Raw genomic sequence first — 16,137 nt, forward strand, 5'->3', positions numbered from 1 at the left:
TTCCCCCGGGCCTAAAATCGGCGTCCCCCGGGTTCCGCTCGCACCCACCCCTGCATGAAATCCCTGCTCGCACTCGCGGCTGGCGCCCTGATGGCTCTGGCGCTTCCGGCTAGCGCCACGCTGCGCCTGAACGAGATCCACTCGAACCCCGCCGGGGCCGATATCGTCGGCACCAATAATTACGAGTACATCGAGATCATCAGCAGCACTCCTCAAGAGAGTTGCAATACGTGGCAGGTCATCTTGATCGACAATGACGGCGGCAGTATCGGCCGGGTCGATGCGATCTGGAGCCTCGACGGTATGACTACCGGGACTAATGGGATTCTGCTTCTGGGAGTAAACTACGGGGTGGCGCCGAAGGGGGGCCCATGGGCCGCGCAGGTCCCCGCAGCCACAGAGTGCCGGAGCATTGCGATCCCCGCTGGTAAGGACGGCCTGATCGAGCCAAACCGTGCCTATGCGATCCTGCTGGCACAGAACTACACCGGCGTGGTGGGTTCCGACCTCAGCACCCTCGACGTAAACATCAATACCACCTTCAAGAATAATAACTTGCGGGATTCCGTCGGCCTTAACGAATACAAGTTCAATACCTCGGACCAAGTGCCGCCGGGCCCGGTCGCCAATCTTAGCCAGTCGAATTACTCCCCCGGCAATGTCTCGCGGCTGGTGGGGAATTCCACGGTCAACAGCGCCTCCGCATGGTTCGGCGGAACGGTGATAGGCAACACCGGGACCTCGGTTTCCTTCGATCCGGTCCAGCGCTTCGGCACGCAGGTGAATCCGGTAGCCACGCCCGGAGCACCCAATACTCCGCCAACCATGGCCGATGTGCGGATCAACGAAGTCCACGTCGATCCGGGCGGCCCTGACAACAACAACGAGTACATCGAACTGCTCAAGGTCGGCGGCGATGCATCCACCGGTGAAGGCTACCACCTGCTGGTCATCAATACGGACGCCAACAGTGACACGAGCTGCGGCACGGACCGCTCGCAGGGCGTGATCGTCGAGGCCTGGGACCTCTCGCAGGTCCAGTTCGGCTCGAACGGCCTGGCGATGATCGGCCAGGACTACGACAAGGGTCTTTCGCCGTGGCGTGACCATGTCGCCGCCGGGACCATCCTGTCTGACATCGGCAGCAGCACGGACGCAGCCGCCATCAAGCTCGGGAGCGACGACATCGGCAACGAGATCTGGACCAAGGTCGCCAACGTCTGCCAACTGGACCGTACCAACAGCGGCTTCACCCTGCTGCTGGTAAAAGGCTTCACCGGCACGCCCTTGCAGGACTTGGACCTCAACAACGACGGAATCCTGGATGCCACGCCGTGGACAGAGATCACCGACAGCGTGGGCTACAATGGCAGCGGCAATACCTACGCCCCGGCCAACGTGAGCCAGGCTGGCTACCTGCCCGACAACATCTCGCGCAAGGCAGGCAATACCACCGCTAACAGCGCCGCCGCCTTCTACGGCGGATCCATGGGCGGGAACAGCCCCTACGATCTGGATTTCAGCTCGGAATTCTTCGGCGGCTTTCGTGGCCAAGCGACCCCCGGCCGCTTGAACCTGTCCGCCGCGGTCACGACACCCGCGCCCCTCCGGATCAACGAGGTGAACTTCGATCCGCCTGCGGACGCCGCGGAATTCATCGAACTCGCCAGTAACGGCACGGATGCCATCATCCCGACCCAAGGCTACCACCTGCTGATAGTCTCCACCGCAGCGGCCGATCGCGGCACCCTGCTGCAGGCTTACGACCTTTCCGGCTATTCGACCGGGCCGAACGGGCTGCTGCTTCTCGGCGACAACTTCCCGGCGACGATCGGCACGCTCTTCCCGCCCCACACGGTCCGCGCCGATACGGCGGTCGAGAGCGGCCCGCCCGGCTTCACGGCCGGTCAGCTTCCGGACCAGGACTTCGCGGTCCTGCTGGTCACCGGCTTCAGCGGCGCGCCGGGAATGGACCTGGACGCCAACAACGACGGCAGCATCGACGCCGGGCTCGGCTTCACCATCGTCGATGGCGTGTCGCTCGGCACCCTGATCCACCCGGCAGTGACCAATCTCGCCGCCGGCACCGAGCTAGACAATATCTCGCGGATTCCAGGCAGCTCGAACTGGTATGGCGGCACGATCTCCAGTGGCCTCGCCTTCAATGCGCAGGGAGCCTACGGCCCATGGACGGGCAGCGTAACCCCCGGCCAAGGCAACCACGCCGCCGCACCCGCGGCCACGCCGGTCCTGATCAACGAAGCCAACGTCAATCCGCCGGGCGATGACCTGAACTACGATTTCGTCGAGCTGCTGGCCACCGGCCTCAAGGCGCAGTCCACCAATGATCTGACCTTGCTGGTGATCGACACCAGCGCAGGCGACACCGGGACCGGCAACATCGGCGAGATCAACCGGGTCTGGAACCTGGATTCGTTGGCGACCGGGGAGAATGGCTTGCTCCTGCTCGGCAATGGCTACACCCAAGCCCCCGCTGGCGGCCCCTTCGCCGCATTGAAGGCCGCGCTCACCGCCACCGGTGACCCGCGCGGGATGGACAGCGACGCCCTGGCGAGCAACGATGGGATCGCGCTGGTCTTGGTGAAAGGCTTCAGCGGCAAACTCGGCCAGGATCTCGACTTGGAAAATGACGGGATCCTTGATGGCTCCCCACCCTGGACCCAGGTGGTGGATGCCTTTGTCTTCAGCTTGCCCACGTCCGGTGCCACCTATGGCTTCCCCAACCTGAACCAAGGGACCTACCATCCGGACAACCTCTCACGCGGCAGCCGCGCCGCGGACTGGGTGGCCAATAGTGTGAACGCGTGGTACGGGGGCAGCCTGACCGGCGGCACGGGAGATTCCACCATCTACAACACCGCCAAGGTCTTCGATAACACCGGCGTGATCGCCAACCCGGCGGCAACCCCCGGCTTCCACAATCTGGGCGGCAACCCGAATGATGAGGTGGACAATGACCTCGACGGCCAGGTCGACCTCATGGAGCAGGCTTTCGGCACCAACCCGGGCCTGCGCAGCTCGATCCGCTACCCCCAACCGAGCCTGGTCGAAGTCAGCGGCCAGCGCTATCAGGCCTACACCTTCCCGCGCCGCAAGAGCGGCACCGGAACCGCTGCGGATTACAGCGCCGGCGGCTACCGGTATCAGATCGAGCTGTCCACGAACCTGGCCACCTGGACACCCGGCGGTGCCGGAGTGGTCCAGGTTTCCGCGGTCGACGACGGCAACGGAACGACTGAAACCGTCACCGTTAGGCTTGCCACGCCCGCCACCAACGATACTAAGGGATTCCTGCGCCTGAAGACCACCCGCCCATGATCGCGAAAATCCTGCCCCACTGGCTGACCCACGGGACCCACGACTTCTCGGGCATCCTTTTGTCCATCAGCGTGACTCTGGTGCTGAGCTTGGGCGTCGCAGCCCTTCATCGCTTCACCTCGCGGGGTTCCGGCCACACCCAGGACTACTCGCACACGCTGATCCTGATCGGCGTGGTGACCGCGGTACTGGCGGCGGTGATCGGCCGCCACGGGCACGTCGGCGTGGCCATGTTCGCTGCCTTCTCCCTCGTCCAGTTCCCTGCGAACCTGCGGCGCTCGATGGATATGGCCTTCATGTTCTTCACGATTGCCTTGGCGATCGTCGCCGGAACCGGCCACTACCAGCAGGCAGTTGTCGTGGCGCTGCTGGGCGGCGGGCTGATCTATGTGCTGCACCGCAAGAATGCCTTCGCACCGGCGCACGCCAGCCACACGCTCACCGTCACCCTGCCGGGCGATGCCGATTTCGAAGCCGTCCTCTCGCCGGTCTTTAGTGAGCACACCGCCAGCAACACATTCCTCAACTCGATTCCACAAATCGGGAAGGACATGAGCCTGATCCGCTATGGCCTGGTCCTGAAGGAAGAGACCCGCCTCCCGGCCTTCATCGAAGCCCTCCACTCGGCTTGCGGGAACGAACGGGTGCACCTGGAAACGGAGCAGACGGAGTTTGATATAGAGAGGTGAGCCAAGCGGCCCGGCTGCGATGGAAGCACTAGGTTTGGAATCCATCGCCCCCGCCCTCACCGGCCAAGGCTACTTCGTGAAGTGCATCGCGACCCAGTCGGTCGCGGTGTTCTTTCCGGGAACGATCCAGCACCGCGACGTCAAGCGCGACGGAGTCTCTTACGAGGACGACTATCGCGGCAATGCGCTGGCGGCCACCATCACACCCGGGATGATCGACGTGCGGTTTCACCAGGGCTATGCGGATCCCTTGGTGAAGGCGCTGTTCGATCAACTGCTGGCCCTTCCTGAGATGAAGTGGGCAGCTGGCTTCACGGTCCGTTATCAGGGGCGGATATTGAGATGAAACGAGGGCTCCCTCCATCCCGCAACCATCATCCCCATCCCGAACAACGCCTCTTTGACGCCAAACAACCAAGGCAAGAGGCCGCTACGGCAATACCGGCCGCCGGGATCTGTGCGGGGGCTTCGGGTAAACCCGGGGCCCTGCCGCGACCGGCGGTCGGATTTATAATACTAGAAAGCTAGTAGGCGAATCCCCAAAGGGCGGCGTGAGTTGCGAGCACTTTGAAGGGAAGCGCGATGCAGCCGTTCTCGGAGTCGGCCTTCAGTTTTGCCCCCCTGGGGTCGGGGTTGCGGAAAACGTCCAGTCGATGGCGGCGTTATCGGTCTCGCTGCCATTGGGCGCACGGCTGAGACTGCCGGTGGAGTTGGTGTCGGCCACGCTGGCGGGGAGCACGGTGCCTTCCGCGAGGTTATAAGTGCCCGCAGTGCCGGCGACGGTCGCGGCAGTGATGGCACCCTCGTAGGAGAAGGCATCCACGGCGAGCTGGGTGGAGGTATTGAGGAGCAGCAAGCCGTCCGGAGCTCCATTTTGAATCATGTCTTGGCTCGACCAGTTAGGTGGTGTGTAGCGGATGGATGGGGCGGGGACGGTCACGCCGCCGCCCGCGATGACCAGATAGCCGTTGGCCGGTATGCTCCCGCAGGGAGCGAGATCCACGCGGTAGTATTCGCTCGCGGTGGCTCCATTGATGAAGACCAAGGCCTGATTCGCAAGATTGATGGGAGCGGAGGTGGGATTGTAAATTTCCACGAACTCCGCGGTATCGGTGCCCGGATTGTCGTAGTCCACTTCATTGATGACAAGGTGGCTGGGGGCGGCGAGCGTGATCAGCGATTGGTGGGAGAAGGCTCCCAGCGTTGCCGTCACCGTGACTTCCCCGGCAGAGCCGGAGCCGGTGAAGGCAAACGTCGCCGAGGATTGCCCGGTGGGCACGGTGACGCTGGGGGGCGCAGTCCCTAGAAGGGGATTTGAAATGCTCAGGCTGACCGTAGTGTCCGCCACTGCCGGTGCTCCCAAGGTTATCGTCAGAAAGGTGCTGGCGTTGGGGGGCAGCGTCGCCGCATTCGGCGTCAGCGTGAAGCCACCGGCGTCCGGCGTGGTGGGCAGCTCGACCTTCACGGAAGCGAAAAGCCTGTCCGGCGGAGTGCTGCCAAGTGATTCCGCCACTACCACCCTTTCCCAAGCGCCGTCGATGGTCGTGACGGATTCGGCAGCGCTGAAGGGAATGAATGAGCTGAGCGTGGAACTGAGCTGCGGGGTGTAGACCAGACCGGAATTCCGCCGTCGCAGGTACTCCACGCTCAAGGTGGTCCCAGCTCCACTGCCTCCATGGATGATGGCGGGCAGGCCCTGGATCCCAGTGCCCGGCGTCAAGGTGCGTCTATCCGGATTGCTGCCATCGAGATTGAAGGCGTATTTCAAGAGGTTCGACACGCCATCGTGATGCGGCTCCGCCCATGTCAGGGCATCCCCACCTGTGAGAAACGCACTTGCCGCCCATTGCTGGTAGCTCTGTAAGGTGGCATTGGGCGGCGGGCCTGCCGGGTTCGGGAGATCCGCTGCATCCCGGGGTTCTACTTTCGCGACACCGTCGCGGATCGCCAGCGGTCCGGTGACGCTGGTGAAGATCCGCCCCTCCCAAGGGAAGGGATTGGCTAGGTAGAACAGGTCATCCACCCGCAGGCCGGCATCGACCAGGAACTCATTTCCCGCAGGATCCAAGGAGGCCACCGTCACTTGGTTCACCTGCACCAGCACTCCCTCCAGCTGATGGCTCCGTGGACCGCCGGTGGCGATTTGGGCAGCGGTCACGACCACTGGTGCAGGCGGTGCCTCGATTACCTGGCTGCTGATTACCGGGGTGGCATCCGTCAGGCGGATTCCGTCGCCGACATACACAACCGTGGCGGCGGGGATCTGGATACGCTGTCCAGGCAATACCGGGAAATTGCCTGCCAGGAAAATCCCGGAATAGTCGGCCCCGGTGTAGCCATTGTCGCCCTGCTTGACCTGAAGGAAACACCCTTCATCACTGCGCGCCGTAATCAGGGCATCGCTCAATGAGACGGATTCGCCCTCCGGAATCGTGCCCATCTTGATCTGATAGATCGATGCGGGAATGCTCGCCAGGGCGGGGGAAAAGCCGAGAGCCAGGCAGGAAGAGAGATGCACTACGACGGAGCGGAGAGAGGCCGGGTTCATGGAGGCTTCAGGAGAATTGGAGCGGATCCGCCACTGACAGTTTCCGCATCATGAAAATCCAAGGACGGGAATCGTGCGCACACTAGAGTATCAGAAATAGTTGAACAGCCTTTACTAATATTGCCGCGCCATACAGGCAACCAAGCGCAGGCGAAGCGCACTCGCTCAAGGTGCTGCCTCGACACTCTTCGTCCCAACGGCACAGCTCAGAATGCGCGCTAATTAAAGGACCTCTACCGCGCCGAAGGTGCATCCTATCGTAGCCCGGGGCATCGTCCCGGGAATCCCGTATCGGCGACCACAAGAGCACTGAAAGTGCGACCTAACGGGGCGATTCCTCGGATTATCGGGGCCTTCTTGCCTTTGATTCGTGTGATTGGGTTTTATTCGTGGTGCCTCCTGCCTTTGGCAATAGTCACCTCGACCATCGGACTTGGTATTAAATCACCCCCTCCTTCGCCGTCTCCACAAACGCCTCGATCCCCTTGTCCAACTGCTCGCGCGTATGCGCCGCGCTGATCTGCGTCCGAATCCGCGCCCTTCCTTCCTACCGCCGTGTCGGAGCCTCCCGGAGACGCTGAATCCGGCGGGACATCTCTTGTTCCTCGCGGAGCTCGAAGGTGAATCCGAGGATCGCCACCAGCAGCAATGCGAAGGCAACGATCCGCTGGACTCTCGACCCCGCGACCAAGGCCACGGCGGCACAAACGCCCATGCACGCAAAAAATCCCGGGCACGAGCAGCCCGCAAATAACGCGAGAGGGAAAATCACGCCATAGATCACAAATGCGCAACGGGCGACGCTGCGCTGCAAGGGCGTGGGATCGCGCTTCTGCGAAATCCCCGCGGGATCCTCCTTCGGGCTACTATAGGGATCTTCCGTCAATCCACGACTCTTACACCGCGGGCTGAACGGGGACAAGGAAGAGCCGGGCTCAGATCACCCCCAGCTCTTTCCCGGTCTTCACAAAGGCCTCGATCCCCTTGTCCAACTGCTCGCGCGTATGCGCCGCGCTGATCTGCGTGCGGATCCGCGCCTTGCCCTGCGCCACGACCGGGAAGAAGAAGCCGATCGCATACACTCCATGCTCCAGCAGCTTGTCCGCGAACTCCTGCGAGAGCGCCGCATCACCCAGCATCACCGGGGAGATCGGATGATCCTTCCCAGCGATCGTGAAGCCGGTACCCGCCATCGCATTGCGGAAATACTCGGTGTTGGCCTTCACGCGGTCGGCTAGTTCGGTCGAGGCTTCGAGCATCTCGAAAACCTTCAGCGAGGCGGCCACGATCGGCGGTGCGATGGTGTTTGAGAACAGGTAGGGTCGCGAGCGCTGGCGCAGCAGCTCAATGATCTCCTTCTTGCCGGAGGTATAGCCTCCGGAGGCACCGCCAAGCGCCTTGCCCAAGGTGCCAGTGGTCACATCGATCTTGCCGAAGAGGCCGCAGTGCTCGTGCGTGCCACGGCCGCGCGCTCCGAGGAAGCCGGTCGAGTGGCAATCATCGAAGTGAACCAGCGCGTTGTATTTGTCCGCAAGGGCGTGCACCTGGTCGAGGTCGCAGATGATGCCATCCATCGAGAAGACACCATCGGTGGTGATCAGCTTGAAGCGCGCGCCATCGGCATCGGCGGCCTTGAGCTGGCCCTCGAGGTCGGCCATGTCGTTGTTCGCATAGCGGAAGCGCTTGGCCTTGCAGAGGCGCACGCCATCGATGATCGAGGCATGGTTGAGCGCATCGGAGATCACCGCATCTTCCGCGCCTAACAGAACTTCGAAGAGCCCGCCGTTCGCATCGAAGCAGCTCGGGTAGAGGATGGTGTCCTCGGTCCCGAGGAACTCCGAGATCTTCTCCTCAAGCTGCTTGTGGATCGTCTGGGTGCCGCAGATGAAGCGCACGCTGGCCATACCCACGCCCCAGCGGTCCACGGACGCGCGCGCGGCGGCGACGACTTCCGGGTGGTCGGCGAGGCCGAGGTAGTTGTTCGCGCACATGTTGATCACCTCGCGGCCGTCCTTGAGGCGCACGATCGAGTTCTGCGTCGAATCGATCAGGCGCTCGCGCTTGTAGAGCCCGGCGGATTCGATTTCGGAGAGCGTCGTGCGGAGGTGGGAAGCGAGCGCGTCGGAATACATGGCGGCCTCAGCTTGAACGGCAAACGGGGCCGACGGAATGCTGATTTCGCGCAGAGAAGCTGCGGAAACGGTGCGGCTGCGCATTTTGACCGAATAGATCACGGGCGGCATCCGTTTCAGACAACATCCCCATCTATGAAAACCTTGCTCCCCCTTGCGCTCTGTCTCTTGCTCCCGTCCATCGCCCCGGCCCAAGAGGCGGTACAGGATCCCTTCGCCCCCACGCCCGCCACGCCGGCGCCGGTGGTGGACCAAAATCCGCCGGTCCGGCTGCGCCTCGAAACTTGGGAGGCCCCGGCGCTGGAGGTGGCAAGGAAGCTCGACGAGGTCGTGACCGCCAAGGATCTGGCGAATCTGCGGGAGCAGTGCCTGGGCGGCGCGCCGGGGGTCGCGCTGGTGCTGAGCAGCGCCATCACCTCCGCCACGCCGTCCAAGGTCAGCGCGGAATCGATCACCGAGAGAATCTACCCGACGGAGTATGAGCCGCCCGAACTACCCGGCAGCTTCTCGGGGGAACCCGACAAGAAAGATCCCGCGAAAATTTGGCCTCAAATCGTAAACGAGGCCCTTCAGAACACGACGCCGACTTCCTTCGAGACCCGCAACACCGGTCTCACCCTGGAAGCTGAAATCACCTCGATCCCGGATATGGACAAGACCTGGAGCGTCCGGATCGCGATGGACGATGTGCACCATATCGGCACCGATCACTTCGGTGTGGATCTCCTGAAGGTCGAGATGCCGATCTTCAATAGCTTCCGCAACACCGGCGAACTCCGCCTCAAGGAGGGCGAGTGGCAGATCCTATCCGTGATGGAGCCGCCGCGCGGGCTGGAGAACAAGCCCTCCGACAAGCGCTGGGTCACCTTGGTCCGACTGGATGCGCTGCGGTGAATCGATGGAAACGGAAGCCCCCTTTTTTCTCCAATCATCCGATGAGAACCTACCCTCTGCTCCCACTGCTGGTCCTGTTCCCGGTCTTGGCCCTCGCCCAAGACAACAACAAGCCGGCGGAAGCCCGCACCCCGGTGCCTGCCGACGGCACGAAGAGCGATGAGGGCAATGCCGATCCCTTCGCCGGAGGAGGCAAAGCCACCAATCTGCCGATCAATGCCGACCGCGCCACCCAAACACGGGCACCGCTGCAGTTCCGGATGGAAACCTGGGAGATCACCGCGCTGGACTCGGTCCGCTGGCTGGATGGCGTGAAGGATCCCGCGGCCCTCGCGAAGCTGCGGGATGATTTCCTCACGACGAAGCTGCCGGCCAAGCTCATCTTCAGTCCGGTGATGGCGATCGACCAATCGACGAAGGGCAGCAACGAATCGATCGCGGAGTGGATCTATCCCACCGAATACGAACCACCGGAACTCCCGGCCGCCCCGCCCGCCGGAGGAGCAGCGAAGCCCCCGAATGAATGGCAGAAATGGCTGGAGTCCACAGCCGGCAAATTCGCCTGCCCCACTTCCTTCGAAACGCGGAACACCGGCCAAACCCTGGAGGTCGAAGCCCAACCCGTGACGATCGATGCCAAGAAGTGGGACCTCGCCATCAGCTTCGACTGTGTCGAGGCCCCGGGCTCCCTTCACTATGGCGAGAAGGATTCGCTGATCGAGATGCCGATGTTCCAGAGCTTTCGCACGGGCGGTCTGGTGCGGCTGAAGGAAACCCAGTGGCGCCTGCTCTCCGTGATGGAGCCGCCGCGCGGGCTCGACGGAAAGCCATCCGACAAGCGCTGGATCACACTGGTGCGGATCGATCCCTCGGAGTGAATCTCAGGCCTCGCCGCCTTCCGGCTCCACGGGCGCCGGGGCGGCTCGCCGTGGCGGCGGCGGTGGCACCAGGCGCCCGGCCGGCGGTTTCACCGGCCGAGGTGCTGTAGGCATGACATTCGGCAGCATCCGCGGGCGGCCATCGGCGGATGCCGCAGGCACCGGGCGAACGACGGAGCCGGCAGGAAGCGGCGGCACATAGGTGGGCCGCTCATGATCGGGCAGATCCGTCCAGCGGAAGGCCGCTTGGGTGATGCTGATCCGCGCGATCAGCCAAGTGACAGCTCCCGCAGCGGTGAGAACCGCGCCGATGGAAACCCAAGCCGCCTTCGCATCGGCATCCGACCATCTTAGGGAAACATTCCAGGTCAGGAAGGAGATCCACCAGACGATGGGGACATAGGACATTTCGCGGGCCGGACGATGACGGAAGGTCGATTTCACCACTTCTATCATCACCAGGCAGGGTGCAGCCCAATTCACGAAAGGGATGAAGAAGCAGCCGACGGCCCAGCCCGGACTGCTCACGCCACCGCCACGGTGCATCTTCTTCGCGTTGGTGGCGCAGGCGTGGAACCAAACCAGAAAGGCCACGATGGCGATCAGGCGACTCCCGGTCAGCAGGGCCGAGAGGATATCCCGGTCATACCACGACGGCGGCACGAAGGCGCTGCTGAGAAAGATCAGCAAATTCACCAGGATCATCCCGGCGGCAAAACCGCCGCGCAGCCGCGGATCGATCAGCGGCCCCTTCTCCTCCGGGACTGGCGGCGACGCCGTGACCGGCGGGAGATAGGGATTGTTCGCGTCTTCGGGATCCATGCAAAGGCGGGCATCCCTTGGCATAAATCTCCGGGATATGCACGACTTGTCTGAATCGTCACAATAACGCGGGGCGGATTTCTCTGCAACTTCACACGGCCCTCATGCAATCTCGCCGCGCCCTCGTTCCACTTGCCGCATGCAACGCCATCTCCTCGCCAGCCTCTTGCTCCTGCCAATCGTCTCCCAAGGCGGTGACTACATCCGGGAATTCTACGGGGCCCGCGAACTTGAGAAGAGCGGGAATCTGGAAGCCGCGACAGCGGGAATGCAGCGCAGCTTCGAGCTCGCAATCGCAGATGGCAATACCGACTACGCAACTGCCGCCGGTGCGAATGTCTGCGAGTTCCTCTATCGTAACGGCAAGGTGATCGAGAGCGGCAAGTCCGCCCGCACCGTGCTGGACGCGCTACAGGCATTCCCGGCGGACAATAAGACCGACCCGCGACTCTCGACGATCTTCGGCTATTTGGAGCGCGGCCTCAATGCCGAGGGCAAGCTCGGCGCGGCATGGCAGGCGAACCGAGCCGGATATTTAACCCTGGGCGGCGGACATCCGGCCGCCACCGCAGACGGCTCGTCGATCACCCTGGATCATGTGAAGTGGCTGTCGCCCGCCCTACGCAGCCGTGGCTGGCGTCTGCTTGAGCGGGAGTCGGAATACTTGGACTATGCCGGGCGCTCCGTGGAGGCACGTGCGCTCTTGGATAATGCGGCTGTGCATCTCAAAGCGCAGTGGAGCCGGTTGGACAAGAACGAGCGCTTCTACGGCTTCAAGGTGCTCGCCAGCCGAGCAATGCTGTTGGATTTCCTCGGCTACGAGGCGGAGGCCATCGCCGCCCAGCGCGAGCTGCTGGACCTTCCCGCTGAAAACGAAGACGAGTCCAGGCAGCGGCTCAATCTGCGCCTGAATCTGCTCCGCAATCTCTCCCAGTGGGAAGGCCCCTCCGAGAAGATCCTCGAGGAGGCACGCGGCATCGCCGGGATCCTGGCGGCGGATCACAATCGCGACACCGAGCGCTTGATCGCCAAGATGGAGCTCGATCTCAAGGAATCACAGGCGGCCCGCGACGCCCTCGCCGCAGATGCCAAGCGCCACGCCGCGGAAGGCTACGAGACCGATGCCGCCTATGCTGGCCGCGATAGCCTGATCGCCCGCGCGGAGCATGGCGAAGACAATCTCGATGCCGAGTTCGCCACCCTGCTCACCAAGATGCGCGCGCTCGGCAGCAAACGCGGCGAGCCCTTCCTCTACCGCGAATACGGCGAGTATCTGCTCGATCGCGGCCGACCTGCGGAAGCGATCCCGATGATCACCGAGGCGCTGCGCTTGACCCGCGCCTTCCACTGGACCCTCCACGAACCCGCCCTTCTTCACGATCTCTTCAACGCGCGCCTCAAAGCCGGAGATACCGATGGCGCCCGCGCGGTGCTGGCGGAACTCGAAGCCTGGCTGAAAGCCAATCCGGACGCACCCGCCGGACGCCGCTCCCGCGCCCTGAACTTGATCGCCCTAGAGAAGGCGCGACTCGGGGACAAGGACGGAGCGCATGCCGCCTACGAACAAGCCCGCGCCGCAGCGCATGACCTACCCGACTACCAGAAGCGCTATCTCACCCCCGAGCTGGAGAAAGAGGCGCTCGCAGAGGCACCTACCGCACCGCTCCCACCAGCAACCGAAGCCCCCCAAGTGCGCCTACAACCCGTGGAGGTCCACAGCATCGCCGCACCCGGCCAAGCCGCACGCACCCGCTTCGTCGCCTTCAACCCCGCGGCCACCGCGACACACGGCGAGCTGGTGATCGAAGGCCCCGGCGCAGAAGCCAGCGGCAACAAGCTACACTTCCACGCTGGCTCGCCCGTGAAGGCACTCAAGATCCCACAGACCATCTCCGGAGGAGGAGAATCGGTGCTGCCGGTCACCATCGCCGCGAACGAAGGCGTGACCGAATCGCAGGTGAAGCTCTCGTGGACCAGCGCGGGAAACAGCATCCCCGCAAGCACTTGGTCTATTCGCTGGACCTCGGATGCGAAGGAAACTGTGGTCCTGGATGCAAGTTTGCTGGAGGCCAATCCCTTCCGCTCGGTCTCGCTCTTCCACGAGATCGGCATGCCAGTGGGCCAAGCCGCCGCCATCCCCTTCCGCCTGCGCTCCAAGTCGGCCTTGCGTTTCGAATACTATGACTCCCGTAGTGGCGAGCTGCTGGCCATCGACGCGAATGGCAACGGCGACTTCACCGAGGCCGGCGACCTGCACATGAGCAGCATGGACGGCGTAGCCGCCGCAATCCTGCCACGCGGACCGGGCAAGGATCTGCCGGGCGTGGAAGTCCGGATCTTCTCACCCAACGGCGAAGCCCTGCCCTTCGTCTCCCCCGCCCTGCCGCTGCAGTCGGAGGTCTATCGCGACGGCGAATGGATAACTGAGGCCGACAACTTGCTGCGCTAAGGATTCGATATTCCCAGCCCGCTCCAAAGCGCGCGACGCTTTTTTGGTGCCGGAAGGCCCTGGCCGTCGTAAGGATCAGGCAATGCTTGCCTGCACCCTGCCAAGCGATACCCCGGTGACCCTGGGGCTCGCGGCTCCCAGCGAAACTGCCCTGATTGAAGAGGTCGCCGCCACGCTGGCCGGCCATCCCGCGGTCTCGGACCACCGGCGCTTTGTCCACGCAGTGCTGGAGCGCCAAAAGGAGAACCCGCCGCTGTTAGGCAACGGGGTGGCACTGCCACACGCGCGGACTCCGGCGGTGAAGGAGATCGTCTTCGCAGCCGCGCGCTGCGCGGAACCCGTGCTCTTCGGTGAAACCCCGGTGCGCCTCGTCTTCCTCTTCGGCGTGCCGCCTCACCGCATCGCGGAGTATCTGGCGATGACCGCCTTCCTCGCCCGCCGCCTGCGGGATCCGGCGGTGTTGCAGGCCTTGCTCGATGCTCCGGATGAGGCATCATTCCGGCAGCATCTTCAGGGATCATGAGCTTGCCCGCCGGAACGCCCGCCGAATTGGGCACTAGCACCCGCCGCCTGGTCCGGCTGCGGATCTGGCTGGCCGAACGGCTGCGGGTGGGCGATTCGCAGCTCACCTTGCTCTGGGCGGCGCTGGTCGGCCTCGCGGGCGCATGGACATCGATCGGCTTCAAGGAGGCCACCGAGTGGCTCCACGCGCTGCTCACCGGCGGCCATGCCGAGAGCTATGTCGAAAGCTTCAAAGGACTGCCGGATTGGAAGCGGATCGCAGTGCCCGCATTCGGCGGCCTGCTGGCAGGCACCACGCTCTGGCTCGGCAGCCGCTACAAGGCGAAGGCCCACTCGGCGGACTACATGGAAGCCGTGGTCGTCGGCGATGGCAATCTGGCGGTGCGGGTCAGCCTGGTGAAGTCCGTCTCAGCGTGGTTCTCCAGTGCCTCAGGCGCATCGATCGGTCGCGAAGGCCCTCTGGTGCAACTCTCCTCGCTCGCCGCATCGCTCGCCGGCCGCTGGCTCTCATTCCCCCTCGCCCGCAAGCGCCAACTCGTCGCCTGCGGTGCCGCGGCAGGGATCGCGAGTGCCTACAACGCACCCATCGCCGGAGCCTTCTTCGTGGCGGAAATTGTCCTCGGTTCGATGGCGATGGAGGCCTTCGGGCCACTGGTGATTGCCTCGATCGTGGCAACCTTGGTCACGCGCTCCTTCTATGGAACAGAGGCCATCTATCCGGCGCCGGTCTTTGTAATGAACTCAAACGCCGAGCTGCTCGCCTACCTCCTGTTAGGCTTGGCCAGCGGCTTACTCGTACCGGTCTTCCTGCGCCTCTTGAAAGCAGGCGAGGCCTGCTTCGACCTTCTCCGCCTGCCGGCACCCGCGCGCTTGATGCTCGGCGGGCTCGTGGTGGGAGGGATCGCGATCTTCCACCCTGAGGTCGTGGGAAATGGCCGCGCGCTGGTTTACTCGGTGCTACACGGCCCCGGTGCATGGCAGCTTCTCGCGGTGGCGCTGGTCTGCAAGCTGCTCGCCACCGCCGCGACCTTCGGCTCCGGCGCTGTGGGCGGGGTCTTCACTCCTACACTCTTCGCCGGCGCGGCCTGGGGCTATCTGGTGGGCGTCGCGAGCGCCGCGCTTTTCCCATGGGCCGGGTTGAATCCGGACTACTTCGCGCTGGTCGGCATGGGTGCCTTCCTCGCCGCCTCCACCGGTGCCCCGGTGATGGCCATCATCATGCTCTTCGAGCTGACCCTGAACTACCAGGTGCTGATTCCCGCGGTGATCGCCAGCGGCGCCGGCTACTATCTCTGCCGTAGCATGGGCGTCCGTCCGCTCTACGGCGAAGCACTCGAACGCAAGGGCGCCGCCGCTGTGGCCCAACACCTCGCAACCCTCAAGGTCGGCGAACTCGTCGCGAAAGACAGCACCTGCCTGCCCCCGCAAGCCAGCTTCGGCGATGTCGCGAAGGCCTTCCTCCAAAGCCGGCATGATTCATTGCATGTCGTCGATGCGAGCGATCGCTTCCTCGGCATCGTCTCCTTGCACGACATCAAGCCTTACCTCGACCAGCCCGAGCTCGAATCACTCCTGATCGCACGGGACGTCATGCACGAAGAAACACCGCGGCTCGCCCCCGGCCACACCATGAGCGAGGCACTCGACCTCTTCTCCGCCGCAGACGTCGGCAGACTACCAGTAACCGCACCGGATGGCTCCTTCCTCGGCGCCGTCACCCGCTCGGACATCCTCCTCTTCCTCGCCGGCAAGCCGCGTTCAGCAGAGGCATAAGGAGCAGCGACATTTTTGTCGCTGGCACCGCCCGGGCAGAGCAATTCTGGTGGCAGCCCTTCCTCCGATCCCGATAGGGATCGAAGCTACA

12 protein-coding genes are annotated in these 16,137 nt (G+C 63.6%); 8 read left to right on the forward strand and 4 right to left on the reverse strand.

What is annotated here, in order from left to right:
* The first annotated feature begins 54 nt into the window (after nucleotides 1–54).
* From BV071_RS14410 to BV071_RS14420, 3 genes are read left to right on the forward strand one after another with little or no spacing between them, the layout of a single operon-like run.
* Nucleotides 55–3,339, forward strand: a complete 3,285-nt coding sequence (locus BV071_RS14410) for a hypothetical protein (RefSeq protein ID WP_035608319.1) — start codon at nucleotides 55–57, stop codon at nucleotides 3,337–3,339.
* Nucleotides 3,336–4,028: a YrzE family protein gene (locus BV071_RS14415; protein WP_035608322.1), complete on the forward strand. Its 693-nt coding sequence runs from the start codon at nucleotides 3,336–3,338 to the stop codon at nucleotides 4,026–4,028. Before BV071_RS14410 ends, BV071_RS14415 begins: the two co-directional genes overlap by 4 nt.
* 34 nt (nucleotides 4,029–4,062) lie before the next feature.
* A complete protein-coding gene (locus tag BV071_RS14420; RefSeq protein WP_265594444.1) occupies nucleotides 4,063–4,374 on the forward strand; it encodes a hypothetical protein in 312 nt (103 codons plus the stop codon).
* A 261-nt stretch (nucleotides 4,375–4,635) separates the two neighbouring features.
* On the opposite strand, the gene BV071_RS14425 is transcribed toward BV071_RS14420, so the two are convergent.
* From BV071_RS14425 to kbl, 3 genes are all read right to left on the reverse strand, one after another.
* On the reverse strand, nucleotides 4,636–6,576 hold the full coding sequence (locus tag BV071_RS14425; protein ID WP_035608328.1) for a lamin tail domain-containing protein: 1,941 nt from the start codon (nucleotides 6,574–6,576) through the stop codon (nucleotides 4,636–4,638).
* A 547-nt stretch (nucleotides 6,577–7,123) separates the two neighbouring features.
* Nucleotides 7,124–7,291: a hypothetical protein gene (locus tag BV071_RS35420; protein ID WP_265594445.1), complete on the reverse strand. Its 168-nt coding sequence runs from the start codon at nucleotides 7,289–7,291 to the stop codon at nucleotides 7,124–7,126.
* A gap of 220 nt (nucleotides 7,292–7,511) precedes the next feature.
* Nucleotides 7,512–8,708 carry a glycine C-acetyltransferase gene (kbl, locus tag BV071_RS14435; protein WP_035608436.1) on the reverse strand — a complete coding sequence of 399 codons (1,197 nt, stop codon included), beginning with the start codon at nucleotides 8,706–8,708 and terminating at the stop codon, nucleotides 7,512–7,514.
* Between the two features lie 135 nt (nucleotides 8,709–8,843).
* Here kbl and BV071_RS14440 point away from each other — a divergent pair, with 135 nt between their 5' ends.
* Both BV071_RS14440 and BV071_RS14445 read left to right on the forward strand, forming a co-directional pair.
* Nucleotides 8,844–9,602 carry a hypothetical protein gene (locus tag BV071_RS14440; RefSeq protein ID WP_035608331.1) on the forward strand — a complete coding sequence of 253 codons (759 nt, stop codon included), beginning with the start codon at nucleotides 8,844–8,846 and terminating at the stop codon, nucleotides 9,600–9,602.
* Between the two features lie 41 nt (nucleotides 9,603–9,643).
* Nucleotides 9,644–10,480 (forward strand): hypothetical protein, encoded by an 837-nt coding sequence (locus BV071_RS14445; protein WP_035608333.1) that lies wholly within the window; start codon nucleotides 9,644–9,646, stop codon nucleotides 10,478–10,480.
* Between the two features lie 3 nt (nucleotides 10,481–10,483).
* Here BV071_RS14445 and BV071_RS14450 read toward each other — a convergent pair whose 3' ends face one another.
* A complete protein-coding gene (locus BV071_RS14450; RefSeq protein WP_035608335.1) occupies nucleotides 10,484–11,302 on the reverse strand; it encodes a DUF4328 domain-containing protein in 819 nt (272 codons plus the stop codon).
* Nucleotides 11,303–11,441: 139 nt separating this feature from the next.
* Here BV071_RS14450 and BV071_RS14455 point away from each other — a divergent pair, with 139 nt between their 5' ends.
* The 3 genes from BV071_RS14455 to BV071_RS14465 all read left to right on the forward strand — a co-directional run bounded on the left by BV071_RS14455 (nucleotide 11,442) and on the right by BV071_RS14465 (nucleotide 16,046).
* The gene (locus BV071_RS14455) at nucleotides 11,442–13,751 is read left to right on the forward strand and encodes a hypothetical protein (protein WP_035608337.1); all 2,310 of its coding nucleotides are present in this window, start codon (nucleotides 11,442–11,444) and stop codon (nucleotides 13,749–13,751) included.
* 82 nt (nucleotides 13,752–13,833) lie between these two features.
* Nucleotides 13,834–14,274, forward strand: coding sequence for a PTS sugar transporter subunit IIA (locus tag BV071_RS14460; RefSeq protein ID WP_035608340.1), 441 nt, complete (start codon nucleotides 13,834–13,836; stop codon nucleotides 14,272–14,274).
* A complete protein-coding gene (locus BV071_RS14465; protein ID WP_052573360.1) occupies nucleotides 14,271–16,046 on the forward strand; it encodes a ClcB-like voltage-gated chloride channel protein in 1,776 nt (591 codons plus the stop codon). The genes BV071_RS14460 and BV071_RS14465 overlap by 4 nt, the downstream gene beginning before the upstream one ends.
* The last annotated feature ends 91 nt before the right edge of the window (nucleotides 16,047–16,137 follow it).

Origin of the sequence: Haloferula sp. BvORR071 (assembly GCF_000739615.1) — a bacterium.
Taxonomy (GTDB): domain Bacteria; phylum Verrucomicrobiota; class Verrucomicrobiia; order Verrucomicrobiales; family Akkermansiaceae; genus Haloferula.